Source organism: Candidatus Poriferisocius sp. (genome assembly GCF_965204015.1).
Classification (GTDB): Bacteria; Actinomycetota; Acidimicrobiia; order Acidimicrobiales; family Bin134; genus Poriferisocius.
The window spans coordinates 1,269,357-1,289,492 of the sequence record NZ_OZ241965.1; the positions used below are offsets into that span (position 1 = coordinate 1,269,357).

A 20,136-nucleotide genomic window follows, 5' to 3' on the forward strand; every position below is an offset into this window, starting at 1 on the left:
GCGTATCCCAATTCAGCTAATCACGCGAAAAACCAACGTGCAACCATCTTGTTCACACAAAACACCCCCACAACCACAAAACACCCCAAGACCACCGCACCAAACAAACACCCAAAACGCCGACCTCAGCCCCAGCCCGGCGTGGCGAGTCGGCATCGTCGTAGCATGGCGGCGAAGGAGGGCGAGATGACCAAGCGCATCGTCATCACCGGGAGCACGAGGGGGATCGGCAACGGGTTGGCCCGGGAGTTCCTCAAGCGCCGATGCCAAGTTGCGGTGAGCGGTCGGTCGGCAGACCAGGTGGAGGAAGTAGTGGCCGAGTTGGGCCAGTACTACGGCGAATCCAAGGTGTGCGGCGCGGCCTGCGATGTCACCGATCCCGAACAGCTCCAAGGGCTGTGGGATCGCACCGCCGAGGCCTTCGGCGGGGTTGACGTGTGGATCAACAACGCGGGGATCGGCATCGGGCGCCAGCCGCTGTGGGAGCAGCACGACGGCGACTTGGCGGCGCTGGTGAACACCAACCTCACCGGTGCGCTACTGGCCAGCAAGACGGCCATTTCCAACATGGTGCGCCAGGGCCACGGCCAGGTGTGGAACACCGAGGGATTCGGATCCGACGGCGCCACCCAGCCCGGCATGGCGGCCTACGGGGCCACCAAGCGGGCGGTGCGCTACCTGCAAGAGGCCCTGCGAAAGGACACCGCGGATACCCCGGTGCAGGTGTGTACCGTGTCGCCGGGCATCGTGGTGACCGACCTGCTCACCGGCGACTACGACCTCACCTCCGAGCAGTGGGAGAAGTCGAAGAAGATCTTCAACATCCTGGGCGACCACGTCCACACCGTCACCCCCTGGCTGGCCGACCACATCCTGGCCGCCGACAAGTCGGGCACCCGAGTGGTGTGGCTCACCCGCCGCAAAGCCCTCGCCCGGTTCATGACCGCTTCGTTCCGCAAGCGCGACCTCTTCACCCCGAAATCCTGAGCTTTAGGTGACATCGTCCAAACAGGGGTTGATGCTCTCCGCGGGAGGGTGTAGATTTTGGCGTTCCCCTCAGAGGAACAGCGTTCCGCATTAGAGCGAGTCACGGGGGTGCCTGCGCCTATGTTGTCGGCTGGCGGGCCAAGATCAGGATCATTGTGGCGTCGACCGACTCGGTGGTCGAGCACGGCTTCACCGGCGCGTTTGAGGCGTTTCGGTTTCCGGGTGGCGGTGTTGTTGGCGCTGGCGCTGGGGGCGGGGCCGCTGGCGGTGGTGGCCGCAGCGGAGCCCGAGCAGCAGCAGACATCGGTGGTGGTGCCCGGCCCAGTGACGGGTCTGGAGCTGTCAGCCGAGGCAAACAGCGTGACCGTGAGCTGGCAGGCCCCCATCAGCGGCGGCGCGCCCCAGCGCTACATCGTTCACCTCAAACCCGACAACGGCAAGAAGGGCAGCGGCAAGACCAAAAGGCCCAAAGCCAAGAAGACCGAGGTGGTCTTCAACAACCTGGAGTCTGGGACCACCTACACGCTATGGGTGCGGGCGCGGAACCAGGCGGGCAAGGGCGAGCGGGTCCACGCCTCCATCACCTTGCCCGAGAAAATCACCCTGCCCGAGACCGAACCCCCACCGGAGACCGAACCCACACCAAAGGACGTCACCCCGCCCGATCAGCCAGGCGATGGCGACGGGCAGCAGGGCAATGTCACCCCGCTGGAGGTGGAGAAGCCGTGCAGGGCTCCGGGCGGGCAATCCGCCGACTCCGTGTTGGTGGGAAATTTCGACCAGGAGCGGAGATTGAGCGATATGTCCACCAACGACTTCGCGCTCACCCAGGGGTTCACCACCGGGGACGCGGCTGCGACGCTGGAGGGCATCGAAGTGTGCATCGGCACGCCGCTGCACGTGGCGCACATCGCGACCATAAGGGCGGAGCTGTGGTCGTCTGCGGCCGGAGGCGAGCCCGAGGCGAAGCTGGTGGACCTGGTTGCCCCCGACCAGATGGGCAACGGCGACGCGGTCTTCGCCGCGCCGCCACGCACCGTGCTTGAGGCGAGCACGGCCTATCACTTCGTGCTGTACACCACCGGGCGCGTCGACTTGCGGGTGGCGGCCACCTTCTCGACAGACGAAGACCCCGGCGGCCAAAACGGCTGGAGCATCGCCGACACCAGCTATGAGATCTCGGCGCAAACACCGCAGGGCGGCAACTGGGTCGAGGAGCCGGTCAACGGTGTCATGTCGATGCGCATCAAGGGCCAATAGCAGCAGCCCAACAACCAGCCGGTGCAATAGGGGGATGCTCAAGGAAGGCAGCCGCATCCGCCAAACGTCATCTTTTCGCGACGTGTATCATGTGATGGGGGTGGTCATATGCGATATATGCAGATGATTCGCTGTATGCGTCCGGTCGTCTCTTTGGTGGCGGTGTTGGCGGTTTTGGGGGCGGTGTTGGTCTCTGAGTCTGTGGCGGCGCAGGGGGGCCAGGGCGGTGGGCAGCAGTCGACGTCTGACGGCAAGGAGCTGTATCTGGCGTCGTGTGTGCCTGATACGGCTCGGGCGGCGACGGCGGAGGCCGGGGTGGTCAAGTTTGTGATGTGCCCGGATCATTTGCAGATCGAGAGCGTGGCGACGTCGTCGGACATCACGTTTTATCCGGAGTTCAGCCCGGATCGGCACAGCTATGTGGTGCATGTGGCCGACAGCGTGTCGGAGGTGAGGTTCGAGGCGATCTTCAGGACCCTGTTCCCGTTGCAAGAGGCCCGTGTGCGCCCCGGCTTCGCGTACGGGATTGTGGACAGTGACGGCGCGTATCTGCGGCACTGCCGGGAGTGCATCTACACCTCCGCGAACAACAACACAGCCAGCGCGATCAAGCCGGTGCATGTGCGGCTGACTCCGGGGGTGACGACGGTGGAGATTGGGGCGAATCAGTGGTTCAAGCGGTACGGCCAATCGCAGGCCGAGTCTGACGCGGGCGATTGGGCCTGGTTGCGCAAGAGCGGCAAGCTGGCGCGCACCAGGTACACGCTGAAGCTGGTGTGGCAATCGCCCGACACGCCGCTGGTCGCCCCCGCTGAGCTGATGCCGATCGGCACGGTGGACTACGACACCGACGACGACGGTTTGGTGGAGGTGTCGACGTTGGCGCAGCTCGACGCCATCCGCTGGGATGCGAACGGCGACGGTTACAGCGATCACGGCGGGCCGCTGCACAATGGGTTCCCGAACGCGATTTCGGGGATGGGCTGTCCGTCGTCGGGCTGTGTGGGCTATGAGCTGGCCGGCGATCTGGACTTCGATACCAACGCCAGTGGCGACGCCGACGAGGGCGACGACTATTGGAACAGCGGCCACGGGTGGGTGCCGATCGGGGCGGACACCGATCACTTCAGCGGCGTGTTCGAGGGCAACGGGCACACCATCAGCAACCTGTTCATCAACTCCAACGACGTCACGCAGTCGGCCGCCACTGGCTATCGGCGGGTGGACTTTCGGGGGTATTACGACGAGAGTCGGTCGATCCATGTGGGCCTGTTCGAGGAGTTGGCCCGCGGCGGGGTTATCCGCAATGTCGGTCTCGCCGACGCCAGCGTGGCCCGCACCTTCCCGTGCCTCAAATCCAGACATCCTCTGGCGGGCGACCTCTGTGCTGACGGCCGCGTCGGCGCGCTGGTGGGGGTGAGCGCGGGCACGATCCGGGGAAGCTGGGCGACCGGGACGGTGTCGAACACCATCACCCAGGGCAACGGATTGAAGGCTACGAATCCCGCGGTGGTCGGGGGGCTGGTGGGCCAGGCGCACTCGTCGAGCGTGATCGCGGCCAGCTTCGCCTCGGTTGATGTGTCGGCCGGCGTGGTCCCCCACAACAGCGGCCCGGGCACCCGGGTCGGGGGGCTGGTGGGGATCAACGATGGCGCCATCACCGCCGCCTACGCCACCGGCACGGCCCGCTCCAGCGGCGACGCCCCCTGGCCGGCGAGACTCGGCCCGAACCATGTCGTCGGCGGGCTGGTGGGGCACAACAGCGGTTCCATCAACGCGAGCTACGTGTCGAACAGCGTGTCGGGGGGCTCCAACCACCCGCTGGTGAGGACCGCGGCTAGCAGTTCTCGGGTGGATAACAGCTACTGGGACTCAGACATCGAATACGGATGGCGAAACGATGCGGGCGGCACCGGCAGGACCACCGCGGAGTTGCAGGCGCCCACCGACTACACCGGCATCTACGCCAACTGGAACGTGGACCTCGACGGCGACGGCTCAGCGGACGACCCGTGGGATTTCGGCACCGCCAGCGACTACCCGACGCTCAACAACGTCGGCCCCGGATCCAACCAGCAGGTGGGCGCGGACGCCGACCAGCAGAAACAGCAGAAGCAAAAGAGGCAGCCGCAGGCGGCGGGCGAGGTGCCCGGCCCGGTGACGGCGTTGGCGCTCACCGCCACCTCCAACACCGTCACGGTGAGCTGGCAGCCGCCCGACACCGGCGGCGCTCCGAAGCGCTACATCGTCCACCTCAGGCCCGAGGGCGGCAAGACCGGCAGCGGCAAGACCAAAGACCCCAAAGCAAAAAAGACCAAGGTCACCTTCAAGAACCTGAAACCGGGCACCACCTACAACGTGTGGGTGCGCGCCCAGAACCAACACGGCAAAGGCGACCGCCTCAGCGACACCATCACCCTGCCCGAGGAGTAGCCCCCGGCAAGTACGCCGTTGCCGGCGAGGCGCTCGGGAGGTCGCCTCGCTGATGGGTTACAGGGTTTCGGCGGCTTCGTCGGTTTTGTCCCGGCGGCCTTCGAGCCGTCCGACGCGGTGGGCCAGCTCCAGCACTGCTTGGGCCAGCTCGGCGACCCGCTGGAACCCGGTTCGGGTCTCGGTGCGGAGCGCCTCGAGCGAGGCCCGCGTCTCCGCGCCCTGGATTTTGAGGGCTTCGAGGGCCTCGCGGTGCGCTTCGAATCCGGCTCGGGTCTCTTGTCGGTGAGATTCGAGGGCGGTGCGGTGGGAGCGGTCGAGGTAGAGGATGAGGGTGACGAGTACGGCGAAGGTGCTTCCCAAGGTGGCGAGGATGGCTTGTTCCATTGCCAGTTCTCCTGTGTGAACTGTGTGCTCAGGGGAAGATTGACCCACTCTACCGCCGGCGGCCGCGTCCGCCAAGCAGCGTCTTTTTGGGGTGTGTAATGTGTGGTGGGGGTGGTCATATGCGGTTTCTGCGAATGAGTCACTGTATGCGGACGGCTGTCTGGTTGGTGGCGGTTTTGGGGGTTTTGGGGGCGGTGTTGGCCTCTGGGGTGTCGGCGGAGGATCGTTTTTCTGCGACTTGGACCTATGTTGAAGGCGAGGAGCCGCAGGGGGTGTTCGTGGGCAATGAGCTGTATTTGCCGCCGTGTGTGCCCAAAGCGGGCCGGGCGGCGACTGCGGAGGCCGGGGTGGTCAAGTTTGTGATGTGCCCGGATCATCTCCAGATCGAGAGCGTGGCGACGTCGTCGGACATCACGTTTTATCCGGAGTTCAGCCCGGATCGGCACAGCTATGTGGTGCATGTGGCCGACAGCGTGTCGGAGGTGAGGTTCGACCCGATCTTCAGGACCTCACACCCGGGTACGTTTGCCCATACCTGGCCCGGCTTCGCCTACGCGATGGTGGGCAGCAGCTCGTCAGGAAACAACATCGGAAAGAAGTTTTCGGCGAGCGTGAAGATGAGTCCGGGGGTGACGACGTTGGAGATCGGGGTGAATCAGTGGTTCATGCGGTATGGCAAGTCGCAGGCCGAGTACGACCGCCGCAACGGCGGACCCACCAAGTATGGAAGCTGGACGCGCGACAGCGGCAAGATAGCGCGCACCAGGTACAAGCTTGAGCTGGTGTGGAAGTCGCCCGACACGCCGCTGGTCGCCCCGGCCGAGGTGACGCCGATCGGGACGGTGGACTACGACACCGACGACGACGGCCTGATCGAGGTGTCGACGTTGGCGCAGCTCGAGGCGGTGCGGTGGGACGCCGATGGCGACGGCTACAGCGATCACGGCGGGCCGCTGCATGTCGGGTTCCCGAACGCGCTGGCCCAGATGGGCTGTCCGTCGTCGGGTTGTGTGGGCTATGAGCTGGCCGGCGATCTGGATTTCGACACCAACGCCAGCGGCGATGCCGACGAGGGCGACGACTTTTGGAACAGCGGCCACGGGTGGGTGCCGATCGGGGCGGACACCGATCATTTCAGCGGCGTGTTCGAGGGCAACGGGCACACCATCAGCAACCTGTTCATCAACTCCGACGACGTCACCGTGTCGCCAGCCACCGGCTATTACCGGGTGGACGGGTCGGGCCGCTATATCGAGCAGCGGTCGATCCATCTGGGCCTGTTCGAGGAGTTGGCCCGCGGCGGGGTGATCCGCAACGTCGGGCTCGCCGACGTCAGCGTGACCCGCGCCTTCCCGTGCATGTATACCCCACATCCTCTGGCGGGCGACCTCTGTGTCGAGGGCCGCGTCGGCGGACTGGTGGGGGTGAGCGCGGGCACGATCCGGGGAAGCTGGGTGACCGGGACGGTGTCGAACACCATCACCCAAAGCACCGGATTGAACAAGGACCTTCCCGCGGTGGTCGGCGGGCTGGTCGGCCAGGCGCACTCCTCGAGCGTGATCGCGGCCAGCTTCGCCTCAGCCGACGTGTCGGCCAACGTCATCCCCCGCGTCGGCGCCCCCGGCAACCGGGTCGGAGGGCTGGTCGGGATCAACGCGGGCGCGATCACCGCCTCCTACGCCACCGGCACCGCCCACTCCGGCGTCGACTACGGCTGGCTGGTGCCCCGGTATCCGAATCTCATTGTCGGCGGGCTGGTAGGCCACAACAGCGGTTCGATCACCGCCAGCTACGTGTCGAACACCGTGTCGGGAGGCGTCAACCATCCGATGGTGGGGCGCACGGCGGGCGCGTCGCGAGTGAGCGAGAGCTACTGGGACGCAGGCACCGAGGATGGGTGGCACAGCTACTCGAAGGGGACCGGCAAGTCCACCGCCGAGTTGCAGGCGCCCACCGAATACACCGGCATCTACGCCAACTGGAACGCAGACCTAGACGGCGACGGCAGCGCGGACGATCCGTGGGACTTCGGCACCGCCAGCGACTACCCGACGCTCAACGGCGTGGGCCCCGGATCCAACCAGCAGGTGGGCGCGGACGCCGACCAGCAGAAACAGCAGAAGCAAAAGAGGCAGCCGCAGGCGTCGGGCGAGGTTCCCGGCCCGGTGACGGTGTTGGCCCTCACCGCCACGTCCAACACCGTGACGGTGAGCTGGCAGCCCCCCGAGGTCGGCGGCGCGCCCAAGCGCTACATCGTCCACCTCAAGCCCGAGGGCGGCAAGAAGGGCAGCGGCAAGACCAAAGACCCCAAAGCCAAAAAGACCAAGGTCACCTTCAAGAACCTGAAACCGGGCACCACCTACAACGTGTGGGTGCGCGCCCAGAACCAACACGGCAAAGGCGACCGCCTCAGCGACACCATCACCCTGCCCGAGGAGTAGCCCCCGGGCAGGGCGCCGCTGCCGGCGAGGCGCCCAGGAGGTCGCCTCGCTGACGGGTTACAGGGTTTCGGCGGCTTCAGTGCGAAGCGCCTCGAGCGAGGCCCGCGTCTCCGCGCCATCGACCCGCCTCTCAGAAGGCGCTCAACCGGCCACTGTCTAGGAGTCGCTCTGCGGCGTCGACCACGGCTCGGGCGGTTTCAAGAGCCTGGCGGGCATCGTCCTCATTGACTCCTGGGGACTCCTCGTCGGGATACTCGGTGCGGTTCCGACGGCGACGTAACGCATGCAGGCGGCCGAAGACCTCCAACCCGCCACGATCATTGAATTGGGCTCGCACGGCATCGATCACGGCGATGTGCCCGCCTCGTGTGGTTGAGCGCAGACCCTGAACCGCGAGCAGGGCGGCCGCCGTCTTGCGGGCGGCATCGTAGGAGAGCTGGAGTGCCCCCGCAGGGTCATCCTCAATGCCTTTTGAGGCAAGGCTGACATGAGCGACAGCGTCGGCCATCAACCGCCTCGCCACATCAGGGGAAGGGGGAACTCGTTCAACCTCCCCAGCCGCGACCAACTGCTCCACTTCGGCCCGACCGCGTTCCCAGGTCATCTGACCATTCCCCTCTCTGGCCCAACCCCAGCAAATTCATCCGCAGAGTCCTGCTCATCGCCCACAAGGACGACCAGCTGCGGCCGCGACTTGACCTCCCGCATGAAACTCTCGCGCTCGGAATCCCACTGCTCGCGCGTGCGAACGGTCGCCTGGACGGGCATCCCAATGCGTCGCTCAACTCGTTCCACGGCATCGTCTACAAGATCTCGGTCTGCGTCTCCGATAACGAGTACGTCGATGTCGTTCGGCGCGCGTCCCGGCTCGCCCAAGTATCGAGCTGCCCAGGACCCGAACAGGATCACTGCATCGGCCGCCTGGAGGTCGGCCAACTCCTCGGCGATCACCATTGGCGGACCGTAGGTAGCCAGAATGATCTGGCGTACTGCGTCGTGGAGAGGATGGCCGACGTTGGCTCGCACCTGCCGAGACGAGCCGACCTTCTCGGTGACCAAAAGACCGGCCTGCTCTGCCCGACCGACTTCCCGCCACACCGTGGGCATGCTCGCTTGGGTGTGTGCCACCAAGTCGGACAGGGAATGGCTCTTGTCAGGGTCAGCAAGCAAGCAGGCCAGAATCCGACCTTGCGCATCCGAGCGAAGGATAGGTGCCAGCGATGGAGCAGGAACTTTCATAAACCGAATACAAGTATACGTTTAAGGGAAACCTCACCGGCACTTGAGGGGCTGATGGGACGGCGCCCTATCAGCGTCTCGGCTGGCTCTCGGCTTCTTCGTTTTTGTCCATGCGGCCTTCGAGCCGTCCCACGCGGGTTTCTTGGCGGTGGGTTGTGAGGGCGGTGCGGTGGGAGCGGTCGAGGTAGAGGATGAGCCGGCAGCCGCGTCCGCCAAACATCATCTTTTGGGGTGTGTAATGTGTGGTGGGGGTGGTCATATGCGGTTTTTACGCATGAGGCGCTGTATGCGGCCGGTCGTCTCTTTGGTGGCGGCGGTGGCAATGGTGGCGGTGGTGCTGGCCTCCGGGTCGGTGGCGGCGCAGGGGAGTCAGGGCTCGGGGCAGCAAGCGGCGTCTGACGGCAGGGAGCTGTTGATGCCGGCGTGTGCGGCTGGTGGGGGTCAGGCGCCGGAGGCGGGGACGATCAAGTTCGCCATGTGCCCGGATCACTTGACTATCCAGAGCGCGACGACGGCGTCGGACATCACGTTCTATCCGGCGTTCAGCCCTGATCGGCACGACTATGTGGTGCATGTGGCCGACGGTGTGTCGGAGGTGCGGTTGAAGATGAGGCAGTTCTCTTGGCCCTTGTTCACCCGGGGCAGCGAGGGACCGAAACTGTGGCCAGGCTGGACGTATGTATCGGTAGAAGCTGACGACGCGCGTACACCCAGCTCCCCAGGGAACCTCCCGGTGCTGGGCAGCAACAATGGGCACACCCGGGATGTGCTGGTGAGGCTGAGCCCGGGGGTGAACACCGTGCAGATCGTGCCGAGCCAGTGGTTCAAGCGGTTCGGCCCGACGCAGTCGGAGTCCAGCGGCTGGAGCTGGGTGAAGTACAGCGACAAGCAGGCCCGCAAGGTGTACACGCTGGAGTTGGTGTGGCAGTCGCCCGACACGCCGCTGGTGGCCCCGGCCGAGCTGACGCCGATCGGCACGGTGGACTACGACGCCGATGACGACGGTTTGGTGGAGGTGTCGAGTTTGGCGCAGCTCGACGCGGTGCGCTGGGACGCGAACGGCGACGGCTACAGCGATCACGGCGGGCCGTTGCATGTCGGGTTCCCGAACGCGCTGGCCCAGATGGGCTGTCCGACGTCGGGGTGTGTGGGCTATGAGCTGGCTGCGGATCTGGATTTCGACACCAACGCCAGCGGCGGGGCCGATGATGGCGACGACTATTGGAACGGCGGCCACGGGTGGGTGCCGATCGGGGCGAGCACCCTGCACTACAGCGGCGTGTTCGAGGGCAACGGGCATGTGATCTCGAACCTGTTCATCGACTCCAACCGCGACACGCAGTCGCTCGCCACCGAATACGCCAAGGTTGAAAGCTGGACCACCGACAAAAGCCTCAGGTCCATCCATCTGGGGCTGTTCGAGGAGCTCGCCGGGGGCGGCGCGATCCGCAACGTCGGCCTCGCCGACGCCAGCGTCGCCCGCAACTTCACCTGCCTCTCAAGCCAGCGGTACCGCTGCGCCGATGGGTTTGTGGGTGGTTTGGCGGGGGTGAGCGCCGGCGCCATCAGCGGAAGCTGGGTGAGCGGCGCGGTGTCGAACACCATCACCAACGGCGCCGACTCCCGCATGTCACAGGCGGCGGTGGCCGGTGGGTTGGTGGGCTATGCGCACGGTTCCAGCGTGATCGCGGCCAGCTACTCGGCGGCCAGCGTGGTGGCCAACCACACGCCCAAGAGCTCGGTCGGCAGCCAGGTCGGAGGGCTGGTGGGCGCCAACGACGGCACCATCTTCGCCGCCTATGCCACCGGCGCGGTCCAGTCCAACCTCGACACCTCCTTGTCGCTGGCGGGCCACTTGCTGGGCGGGCTGGTTGGGCGCAACGGCGGGACGATCACCGCGAGCTATTCCACCGGGGCTGTGCCGGAGGGCTTCGAGCGCAGCGGCCTGGTCGGCCACAACGCCGGTCGGGTTATCGACAGCTACTGGGACACCACCGCGTCGGGAACGCTGCTCAGCGCAGCAGGCACCGCCAAAACCACCGCCGAGCTGCAAGCCCCCACCGACTACACCGGCATCTACGCCAACTGGAATGTGGATCTCGACGGCGACGGCAGCGCCAACGACCCATGGGACTTCGGCACTTCCAGCGACTACCCGACGCTCACCGGGGTGGGCCCGGGATCCCATCAGCAGGTGGGCTCGGGCGCCGACCAGCAGAAGCAAAAGAGGCAGCCGCAGGCGTCAGGTGATGTGCCCGGCCCGGTGACGGCGCTGGCGCTCACCGCCACCTCCAACACCGTGATGGTGAGCTGGCAGCCGCCCGACACGGGCGGCGCGCCCACGCGCTACATCGTCCACCTCAGGCCCGAGGGCGGCAAGAAGGGCAGCGGCAAGACCAAGAACCCCAAGGCGAAGAAGACCGAGGTCACCTTCAAGAACCTGAAACCGGGCACCACCTACAACGTGTGGGTGCGCGCCCAGAACCAACACGGCAAAGGCGACCGCCTCAGCGACACCATCACCCTGCCTCTGTAGGCGGCGGTACTATGCCGTTCGGCGCGGTATCGTCTAGTCGTGAGTTCCGCCACATCGCCGGAGCGGTAGAGATGGCCACGCAGTACAAACTGCCCTACACCTTGAAGGCGCCCTCTGAGGAGACAGAGGACATGTATCTTGCCGAGGTGCCGGTGCTTCCGGGTTGTCGGGCGTGGGGTGCCACTGCCGAAGAGGCCTTGTTCAATCTCGAAGGCGTGACGGCGGACTACATCGCCTCCTGCGAGGCCCACGGCGACGCCCTACCCGCTGCCATTGCCGCGGCTGGGGAGCTTGTTGTAGCGGTTTGACCTATCGGGAGCTCTCCCGCAAGTTGCGCTCGCCAAACATCGTCTTTTTGGGGTGTGTAATGTGTGGTGGGGGTGGTCATATGCGGTTTCTGCGAATGAGGCGCTGTATGCGGACGGCTGTCTGGTTGGTGGCGGTTTTGGCGGTTTTTGGGGCGGTGTTGGCTTCTGGGGTGTCGGCGGAGGATCGTTTTTCTGCGACTTGGACCTATGTTGAGGGCGAGGAGCCGCAGGGGGTGTTCGTGGGCAATGAGCTGTATTTGCCGCCGTGTGTGCCCGATGCGGCTCGGGCGGCGACGCCGGAGGCCGGGGTGGTCAAGTTTGTGATGTGCCCGGATCATTTGCAGATCGAGAGCGTGGCGACGTCGTCGGACATCACGTTTTATCCGGAGTTCAGCCCGGATCGGCACAGCTATGTGGTGCATGTGGCCGACAGCGTGTCGGAGGTGAGGTTCGAAGCGATCTTCAGGACCATATACCCGGCTCTGGATGCCCGCGACCGCCCTGGTTTCGCGTACTCGTTGGTGGGCAGCAGCTTTGCAGGAAACAACAATGGGGAGCAGGAGTCGGTGAGCGTGAAGCTGAGTCCGGGGGTGACGACGTTGGAGATCGGGGCGAATCAGTGGTTCATGCGGTATGGCCCGTCGCAGGCCGAGTACAACAGGCTCAACGGCGGAAGCTGGCTGCGCGACAGCGCCAAGCTGGCCCGCACGAGGTACAAGCTTGAGTTGGTGTGGAAGTCGCCGGATACGCCGCTGGTCGCTCCGGCCGAGCTGATTCCGATCGGGACGGTGGATTACGACACCGACGACGATGGGCTGATCGAGGTGTCGACGTTGGCGCAGCTCGAGGCGGTGCGCTGGGACGCGAACGGCGACGGCTACAGCGATCACGGCGGGCCGCTGCATGTCGGGTTCCCAAACGCGCTGGCCCAGATGGGCTGTCCGTCGTCGGGCTGTGTGGGCTATGAGCTGGCCGGCGATTTGGATTTCGACACCAACGCCAGCGGCGGCGCCGACGAGGGCGACGATTTTTGGAACAGCGGCCATGGGTGGGTGCCGATCGGGGCCGACACCGATCATTTCAGCGGCGTGTTCGAGGGCAACGGGCACACGATCAGCAACCTGTTCATCAACTCCAACGACGTCACCGTGTCGCCCGCCACCGGCTATCGGCGGGTGGACCGGTGGGGGTACTACGTCGAGAACCGGTCGATCCATGTGGGCCTGTTCGAGGAGCTCGCCCGCGGCGGGGTGATCCGCAACGTGGGCCTCGCCAACGCCAGCGTGGCCCGCACCTTCCCCTGCCTCAAGACCAAACATCCGGGTGTGGGCGACCTCTGCTACAAGGGCCGCGTCGGCGCGCTGGTGGGGGTGAGCGCGGGCACGATCCGGGGAAGCTGGGTGACCGGGACGGTGTCGAACACCATCACCGCGTCCCTCGGATCGAGCAACACAGCTCCCGCGGTGGTCGGGGGGCTGGTGGGCCAGACGCACTCGTCGAGCGTGATCGCGGCCAGCTTCGCCTCAGCCGACGTGTCGGCCAACGTCATCCCCAGCGTCGGCGCCCCCGGCACCCGGGTCGGAGGGCTGGTCGGGATCAACGCGGGCGCCATCATCGCCGCCTACGCCACCGGCACGGCCCGCTCCAACGGCAATGCCCCCTGGCCGGCAAGCATCGGCCCGAGCAATGTGGTCGGCGGTCTGGTGGGCCACAACAGCGGTTCGATCACCGCCAGCTACGTCGCCAACACCGTGTCGGGGGGTTCCAACCATCCGCTGGTGAGGACCGCGGTGCGCAGTTCGCGGGTGGATCACAGCTACTGGGATTCAGACATCGAATACGGGTGGCGAGCCGATGCGGGCGGTATCGGCAAGACCACCGCGGAGTTGCAGGCGCCGACGGACTACACCGGCATCTACGCCAACTGGAACGTGGACCTCGACGGCGACGGCTCAGCGGACGACCCGTGGGACTTCGGCACCTCCAGCGACTACCCGAAGCTCAACAACGTCGGCCCCGGATCCAACCAGCAGGTGGGCTCGGGCGCCGACCAGCAGCTACAGCAGCAAGCGGCCAGCCCGGTGCCCGGCCCGGTGACGGCGTTGGCGCTCACCGCCACATCCAACACCGTCACGGTGAGCTGGCAGGCTCCCGACACGGGCGGTGCGCCCAAGCGCTACATCGTCCACCTCAAGCCCGAGGCCGGAAAGAAGGGCAGCGGCAAGACCAAAGACCCCAAAGCCAAAAAGACCAAGGTCACCTTCAAGAACCTGAAACCCGGCACCACCTACAACGTGTGGGTACGCGCCCAGAACCAACACGGCAAAAGCGACCGCCTCAGCGACACCATCACCCTGCCCCAGGAGTAGCCCCCGGTAAGTACGCCGTTGTCGGCGAGGCGCTGAGCCGATTGCATCCGCCAACCCTCATCTGCTTTGCGAGGTGCAGCATGTGTTTGCGGGATGCTACATGTGATTAGGGTGTACAAGTGCGATTTTTATACATGAGTTGCCGTATGCAGCCGGTTGTCTGGTTGTTGACGGCGGTTGCGCTGCTGGCCGCGTTGTTAACACCGCTGTCCACGGCGGGAGCGCAGTCGGCACCTGCTGCTCCCACGATCACATCGGCAACGCCCGGCGATGCCAGCATCACGCTGGCGTGGACCGCAGGCGACGACGGCGGTGCCACCGTTACCCGGTGGGAGTACACGCAGTCTGATCCGACCACCGGTGTATGGATGCCGATACCGGGCAGCAACCGCCAAACCACCAGCTACACCGTCACCGGTCTAGACAACGGCACCGCCTACCGGTTCCAATTGCGGGCCGTCAACGATGCCGGCAACGGTGCAGTGTCGACGGCATCGAATGCGGCCACGCCGTCGACCACGCCATCTGCGCCCCTTAACCTGAGAGGCGAGGCGAGGAATTCGCAGGTTGTGCTGACCTGGACGCCAGCCGCTCCCGATGCCACCACCATCAACCGCCAGAACGGGTTCTCGCCCATCATCCGGTACCAGTACCAGCTAAAGACGGGCGACGGTGATTACACCCCGTGGAGCAACATCATCAATCCGGCTCCCGCCACCACCCCCAATGCCGCTCTGGCCACCCATGCGGTTACCGGCTTGACCAACGGCATCACCTATCAGTTCAAGGTTCGGGCCCTCAACGCCAACGGCAATGGTGCGGCCGCCGAATCCGATCCGGTCACCGCCGCCTCCACGCCTGGGCGGCCGCGCTCGTTGTCCGCGGTAGCCGGCGACGGCCAGGTCACGCTGTCGTGGACGGCGAGCAACAGCGGCGGCTCTCCCATCACGGGCTGGCACCTCCGCTTGATAGAAGGAGAAAATCAAACCGATCCCGGCGATTTCACCCAAGCCAACGCCTGGGTCGCCATTCCCGACAGCGATGCCGACACCTCGACCTACACGGTGGTGAGCCTGAACAACGCCAGCCGATACAAGTTCCAGGTGCGGGCGGTCAACGCCTTGGGCCCGGGCACCCCGGCCGAGACCGCGGTGGCCGATCCCGGAACGGTGCCGGGCACCCCGTCGGGGCTGTCGGACGCCGCATCGCATACCTCGGTCACCTTGACATGGTCTCCTGCGGTCAACAACGACGGCGACGCGGCCGCCGTCGACAACGGCGGTGCCCCTCTCCTGCGCTACGAGTACTCGGTGAAAGCCGGCGACGGCGATTACGGCGAGTGGACGGCCATCCCGGCCGACGCCCTGTTCGAGGCCCCGCTACCCGCACCCCCAACACCCCCCACGGTGGTGACCGATGTCAACGCCCGCACCGCCGAGGTGGCCCACACGATTGAAGACCTGGCCCGAGGCACGGCCTATCGGTTCAGGGTTCGCGCCGTCAACGCCATCGCCCCCAGCGATCCCATCGGGTTCCAAGACGACCATCCCGTCTATCTGGGCACCCGGCCTCCGGCGCCCACAGAGTTCATCGCCCGCCCCATATACAACGTGGCCACCGGCACCTCCCGAGTGGCGTTGTCGTGGATCTCCGGCGGCGATGGCGATTCCCCGATCACCCAGTGGCAGTACCGAACCCACACCACCCGGGCTGGCCTGAACGACAGCTCGCTCAGCTCCTGGGTGGACATCTGCAACAGCCTGCCTGCCTACACCGGACCGGCCCCGTCGTGTCGCTCGTCCACCTCCGGGGTCACGCTGCCCCGGGCCCCGCTGACCCGGGGCGGGACCGACGGCCCCGACGGCACCTTGACCTTTACCGCCGAAAGCGACCACTTCTTTGTGATCCGGGCCGTAAATGCCCATGGTGACGGCTTGCAGTCCATCGCCAGCGCCCGGTTCCCGGTACATGTGCCCTCTGCGCCCCCCGCGGTTTACATCGGCGGAACCAACGGGACCGTCTCAACCAGTGTCATCACCGTGAACTGGCGGGCGTCGGCCACCGGTGGCGCCCCTATCCAGCGCTACGAATACTCCGTGAGAACCGGCACCGCTCCGTGGAGCGAATGGATCAGCGCCGGCACCGGCACCTCGTTGCGCTACCAAGTGCCAACCACCGCGCCCGCTGGGGCGGTACACACCTTCAGCATTCGGGCGGTCAACGCCGAGGGCCCAGGCCCCTTCGCCCTGTCGCCGGCCATCGCGCCCGGAGCGCCGGGAACGCCGGGCGCCGCCGACCTGTCGGTAGACGGCGCCCCCAATCTCAACCCCAGCCCCGGCCGAACCCGGATCACGCTGTCGATGACCGGCACCACCGGCAATACCAATGCCAGAACCCAGTGGCAGTACTCCTACCGGGTGGGATTCGGCCGCTACAGCCCATGGACCTACGCCAACGCCGGCGCCGAGTTCAACCCCAGCGCCATCAACCCCATCGACGGTCTGCGCAACGGCGTGAGCTACACCTTCAGGATCCGCGCCGTCAACCCCGGCGGGCTCGCCGGCCCCGCGCTGGAGTCGCTCTCCGCCAGGCCGGGGGTTGCACCGCCGGCGCCGCTGGGGCTTCGGGCAACCCCCGGCGACCAGCAGATCACCTTGTCGTGGACGTCGCAGGGCAGCGGCGGCCTGCCGATCGCCCGCTGGCAAATCTGCGGCGGCGTGACCCCGCCGGTGGGAACACAGCTCGAATGCATCGCCGACGATGACTGGGTCGACATCCGCAACAGCAATTTCCTCACCACCTCCCACACTGTCAAATATGTCTTGGGCACCCTCACCCCCTTGACCAACGGCACCAGCTACACCTACCAAATACGGGCCCGTAACTTCTTGGTCGGCGGGGCACCCGCCCAAACCTATCCGGCCACGCCCGGCAAGCCTCCCGGCACACCTACTCGGGCGCTGGTCGACCCCGGCAAGAACCGGGTGACCATCACCGTGTATGCCCCGTCGATCACCAACGGCAGCCCGGTGGTGGGCTACCAAGTTCGAAAGCGCATCGGCGACGGCCCCTACGACGCCTGGGAGGCCCTGGGCACCACCGCAACCCCCCAACAGCCGCCGTCGGCCCACACCGGCGCGGTCGTGTCCGGCCTCTTGAGCGACACCGTCTACACCTTCCAAGTGCGGGCCGTGAACGCCTTCGGCCCCGGCCCCGAGATCGAGACCGCCTCGTCCACTCCGACCGGTGCTCCCACTGCTGACCAACTAGGCGCTGATCCCGGTGACGGCCAGGTGCAGTGAGGCGCTCTGTTGGCCGCGTCCGCCAAGCAGCATCTTTTTGGGGGTGTAGCATGTGATGGGGGTGGTCATATGCGGCTTTTGCGGATGAGTCACTGTATGCGGGCGGTGGTGTCGTTGGGGGCGGTGTTGGCGGTCTTGGGGGCGGTGTTGGCTTCCGGGGTGTCGGCGGAGGATCGTTTTTCTGCGACTTGGACCTATGTTGAGGGCGAGGAGCCGCAGGGGGTGTTCGTGGGCAATGAGTTGTTGTTGCCGCCGTGTGTGCCCGATGCGGGCCGGGCGGCGACGGCGGAGGCCGGGGTGGTCAAGTTTGTGATGTGCCCGGATCATTTGCAGATCGAGAGCGTGGCGACGTCGTCGGACATCACGTTTTATCCGGAGTTCAGCCCGGATCGGCACAGCTATGTGGTGCATGTGGCCGACAGCGTGTCGGAGGTGAGGTTCGACCCGATCTTCAGGACCTCATACCCGGGTACGTTTGCCCATACCTGGCCCGGCTTCGCCTACGCGATGGTGGGCAGCAGCTCGTCAGGAAACAACATCGGAAAGAAGTTTTCGGCGAGCGTGAAGATGAGTCCGGGGGTGACGACGTTGGAGATCGGGGTGAATCAGTGGTTCATGCGGTATGGCAAGTCGCAGGCCGAGTACGATCGCCGCAACGGCGGACCCACCAAGTATGGAAGCTGGACGCGCGACAGCGGCAAGATCGCGCGCACCAGGTACAAGCTTGAGTTGGTGTGGAAGTCGCCCGACACGCCGCTGGTCGCCCCGGCCGAGGTGACGCCGATCGGGACGGTGGACTACGACACCGACGACGACGGCCTGGTCGAGGTGTCGACTTTGGCGCAGCTCGAGGCGGTGCGGTGGGACGCCGACGGCGACGGCTACAGCGATCACGGCGGGCCGCTGCATGTCGGGTTCCCGAACGCGCTGGCCCAGATGGGCTGTCCGTCGTCGGGCTGTGTGGGCTATGAGCTGGCCGGCGACCTGGACTTCGACACCAACGCCAGCGGCGATGCCGACGAGGGCGACGACTTTTGGAACAGCGGCCACGGGTGGGTGCCGATCGGGGCGGACACCGATCATTTCAGCGGCGTGTTCGAGGGCAACGGGCACACCATCAGCAACCTGTTCATCAACTCCGACGACGTCACCGTGTCGCCGGCCACCGGCTATTACCGGGTGGACGGGTCGGGCCGCTATATCGAGCAGCGGTCGATCCATCTGGGCCTGTTCGAGGAGTTGGCCCGCGGCGGGGTGATCCGCAACGTCGGGCTCGCCGACGTCAGCGTGACCCGCACCTTCCCGTGCATGTATACCCCACATCCTCTGGCGGGCGACCTCTGTGTCGAGGGCCGCGTCGGCGGACTGGTGGGGGTGAGCGCGGGCACGATCCGGGGAAGCTGGGTGACCGGGACGGTGTCGAACACCATCACCCAAAGCACCGGATTGAACAAGGACCTTCCCGCGGTGGTCGGCGGGCTGGTCGGCCAGGCGCACTCCTCGAGCGTGATAGCGGCCAGCTTCGCCTCAGCCGACGTGTCGGCCGATATGGACCCCTGGAACGGTGGCCCCGGCAACCGGGTCGGAGGGCTGGTCGGGATCAACGCGGGCGCGATCACCGCCTCCTACGCCACCGGCACCGCCCACTCCGGTATCAACGACCGCGTGCAGCTGGGTGTGTATTCAAAGTCCTTTGCCGGCGGGCTGGTAGGCCACAACAGCGGGTCGATCACCGCGAGCTACGTGTCGAACACCGTGTCGGGAGGCGTCAACCATCCGATGGTGGGGCGCACGGCGGGCGCGTCGCGAGTGCATGAGAGCTACTGGGACGCGGGCGATTCGTCCGGTTGGCACAGCTACTCGAAGGGCAGCGGCTTCAGCTCGGCCGAGTTGCAGGCGCCGACGGACTACACCGGCATCTACGCCAACTGGAACGTGGACCTCGATAGCGACGGCTCAGCGGACGACCCGTGGGACTTCGGCACCTCCAGCGACTACCCGACGCTCAACAACGTCGGCCCCGGATCCAACCAGCAGGTGGGCGCGGACGCCGACCAGCAGAAACAGCAGAAGCAAAAGAGGCAGCCGCAGGCGTCGGGCGAGGTTCCCGGCCCGGTGACGGCGTTGGCGCTCACCGCCACCTCCAACACCGTGACGGTGAGCTGGCAGCCCCCCGAGGTCGGCGGCGCGCCCAAGCGCTACATCGTCCACCTCAAGCCCGAGGGCGGAAAGAAGGGCAGCGGCAAAACCAAAGACCCCAAAGCCAAAAAGACCAAGGTCACCTTCAAGAACCTGAAACCCGGCACCACCTACAACGTGTGGGTGCGCGCCCAGAACCAACACGGCAAAAGCGACCGCCTCAGCAACACCATCACCCTGCCCCAGGAGTAAACGCAAACCTGCTCGCCGGTTGCCATTGGGATCAGGAGCGCCATTTGGAAGACTACGACGACGCCGCAGAATCCCCCGACGCCAGCCCCGGTGCTGCTCAGACCGCCCCGGATTCGGGAGGGTTTTTTGATGCCGCTGACACCGAGCCCCGCGTCGGCTACCGCATGCCCCCCGGCCACACACAGAGACATATTCCTATTCATATGGAAAACCTGTGAACAATGTCCGTCTCATTGGAAAATCCAGGCATCATCCAATAGATTCCCCGCTGGCGGGGGCGGCGGGGGCCGCCCTGGTAGAAGGACTGCTCCAGCCTCCGCTGGCGGGGGTGGCTGGCCCGCGTTGGACCCCCCGGTCTGGCCCCGGCCGCCCCCGCCGCCTCACCCTCCAGCGCGGCGTCGGGCCGCGTCCCCTCGGCGGGACTGGTGAGGTTCGCCCAGCGGCCCAGGGCTCGCGGGAGCGGAGTGCAGGTCGCCAGCAAGGAGG

At 66.0% G+C, this 20,136-nt stretch carries 13 protein-coding genes; 9 read left to right on the plus strand and 4 right to left on the minus strand.

What is annotated here, in order from left to right:
- Positions 1-165 precede the first annotated feature (165 nt).
- The 3 genes from ACOGJC_RS05690 to ACOGJC_RS05700 all read left to right on the plus strand — a co-directional run bounded on the left by ACOGJC_RS05690 (position 166) and on the right by ACOGJC_RS05700 (position 4,680).
- On the plus strand, positions 166-987 hold the full coding sequence (locus ACOGJC_RS05690) for an SDR family NAD(P)-dependent oxidoreductase (RefSeq protein ID WP_419847546.1): 822 nt from the start codon (positions 166-168) through the stop codon (positions 985-987).
- A gap of 222 nt (positions 988-1,209) precedes the next feature.
- Positions 1,210-2,247, plus strand: coding sequence for a choice-of-anchor R domain-containing protein (locus ACOGJC_RS05695; protein WP_419847547.1), 1,038 nt, complete (start codon positions 1,210-1,212; stop codon positions 2,245-2,247).
- Between the two features lie 135 nt (positions 2,248-2,382).
- The gene (locus tag ACOGJC_RS05700; protein WP_419847548.1) at positions 2,383-4,680 is read left to right on the plus strand and encodes a fibronectin type III domain-containing protein; all 2,298 of its coding nucleotides are present in this window, start codon (positions 2,383-2,385) and stop codon (positions 4,678-4,680) included.
- Positions 4,681-4,737: 57 nt separating this feature from the next.
- On the opposite strand, the gene ACOGJC_RS05705 is transcribed toward ACOGJC_RS05700, so the two are convergent.
- Positions 4,738-5,064: a hypothetical protein gene (locus ACOGJC_RS05705; RefSeq protein ID WP_419847549.1), complete on the minus strand. Its 327-nt coding sequence runs from the start codon at positions 5,062-5,064 to the stop codon at positions 4,738-4,740.
- Positions 5,065-5,210: 146 nt separating this feature from the next.
- Here ACOGJC_RS05705 and ACOGJC_RS05710 point away from each other — a divergent pair, with 146 nt between their 5' ends.
- Positions 5,211-7,505, plus strand: coding sequence for a fibronectin type III domain-containing protein (locus ACOGJC_RS05710; RefSeq protein WP_419847550.1), 2,295 nt, complete (start codon positions 5,211-5,213; stop codon positions 7,503-7,505).
- A 130-nt stretch (positions 7,506-7,635) separates the two neighbouring features.
- Here the strand turns inward: ACOGJC_RS05710 and ACOGJC_RS05715 are convergent, their stop codons facing one another.
- From ACOGJC_RS05715 to ACOGJC_RS05725, 3 genes are all read right to left on the minus strand, one after another.
- Positions 7,636-8,109, minus strand: a complete 474-nt coding sequence (locus ACOGJC_RS05715; protein ID WP_419847551.1) for a HEPN domain-containing protein — start codon at positions 8,107-8,109, stop codon at positions 7,636-7,638.
- Positions 8,106-8,612: an ArsR family transcriptional regulator gene (locus tag ACOGJC_RS05720; RefSeq protein ID WP_419847552.1), complete on the minus strand. Its 507-nt coding sequence runs from the start codon at positions 8,610-8,612 to the stop codon at positions 8,106-8,108. The genes ACOGJC_RS05715 and ACOGJC_RS05720 overlap by 4 nt, the downstream gene beginning before the upstream one ends.
- A gap of 202 nt (positions 8,613-8,814) precedes the next feature.
- Complete coding sequence (locus ACOGJC_RS05725; RefSeq protein ID WP_419847553.1) at positions 8,815-9,003, minus strand: hypothetical protein; 189 nt, start codon at positions 9,001-9,003, stop codon at positions 8,815-8,817.
- 27 nt (positions 9,004-9,030) lie between these two features.
- On the opposite strand from ACOGJC_RS05725, the gene ACOGJC_RS05730 reads away from it, so the two are divergent.
- From ACOGJC_RS05730 to ACOGJC_RS05750, 5 genes are all read left to right on the plus strand, one after another.
- Positions 9,031-11,280, plus strand: a complete 2,250-nt coding sequence (locus ACOGJC_RS05730; protein ID WP_419847554.1) for a fibronectin type III domain-containing protein — start codon at positions 9,031-9,033, stop codon at positions 11,278-11,280.
- An 11-nt stretch (positions 11,281-11,291) separates the two neighbouring features.
- The gene (locus ACOGJC_RS05735) at positions 11,292-11,588 is read left to right on the plus strand and encodes a type II toxin-antitoxin system HicB family antitoxin (protein WP_419847555.1); all 297 of its coding nucleotides are present in this window, start codon (positions 11,292-11,294) and stop codon (positions 11,586-11,588) included.
- A gap of 107 nt (positions 11,589-11,695) precedes the next feature.
- Positions 11,696-13,957, plus strand: coding sequence for a fibronectin type III domain-containing protein (locus ACOGJC_RS05740; RefSeq protein ID WP_419847556.1), 2,262 nt, complete (start codon positions 11,696-11,698; stop codon positions 13,955-13,957).
- Positions 13,958-14,076: 119 nt separating this feature from the next.
- Entirely contained in the window at positions 14,077-17,259 is a 3,183-nt protein-coding gene (locus ACOGJC_RS05745) for a fibronectin type III domain-containing protein (RefSeq protein ID WP_419847557.1), read from the plus strand.
- 96 nt (positions 17,260-17,355) lie between these two features.
- Positions 17,356-19,650, plus strand: coding sequence for a fibronectin type III domain-containing protein (locus ACOGJC_RS05750; RefSeq protein ID WP_419847558.1), 2,295 nt, complete (start codon positions 17,356-17,358; stop codon positions 19,648-19,650).
- Positions 19,651-20,136 lie beyond the last annotated feature (486 nt).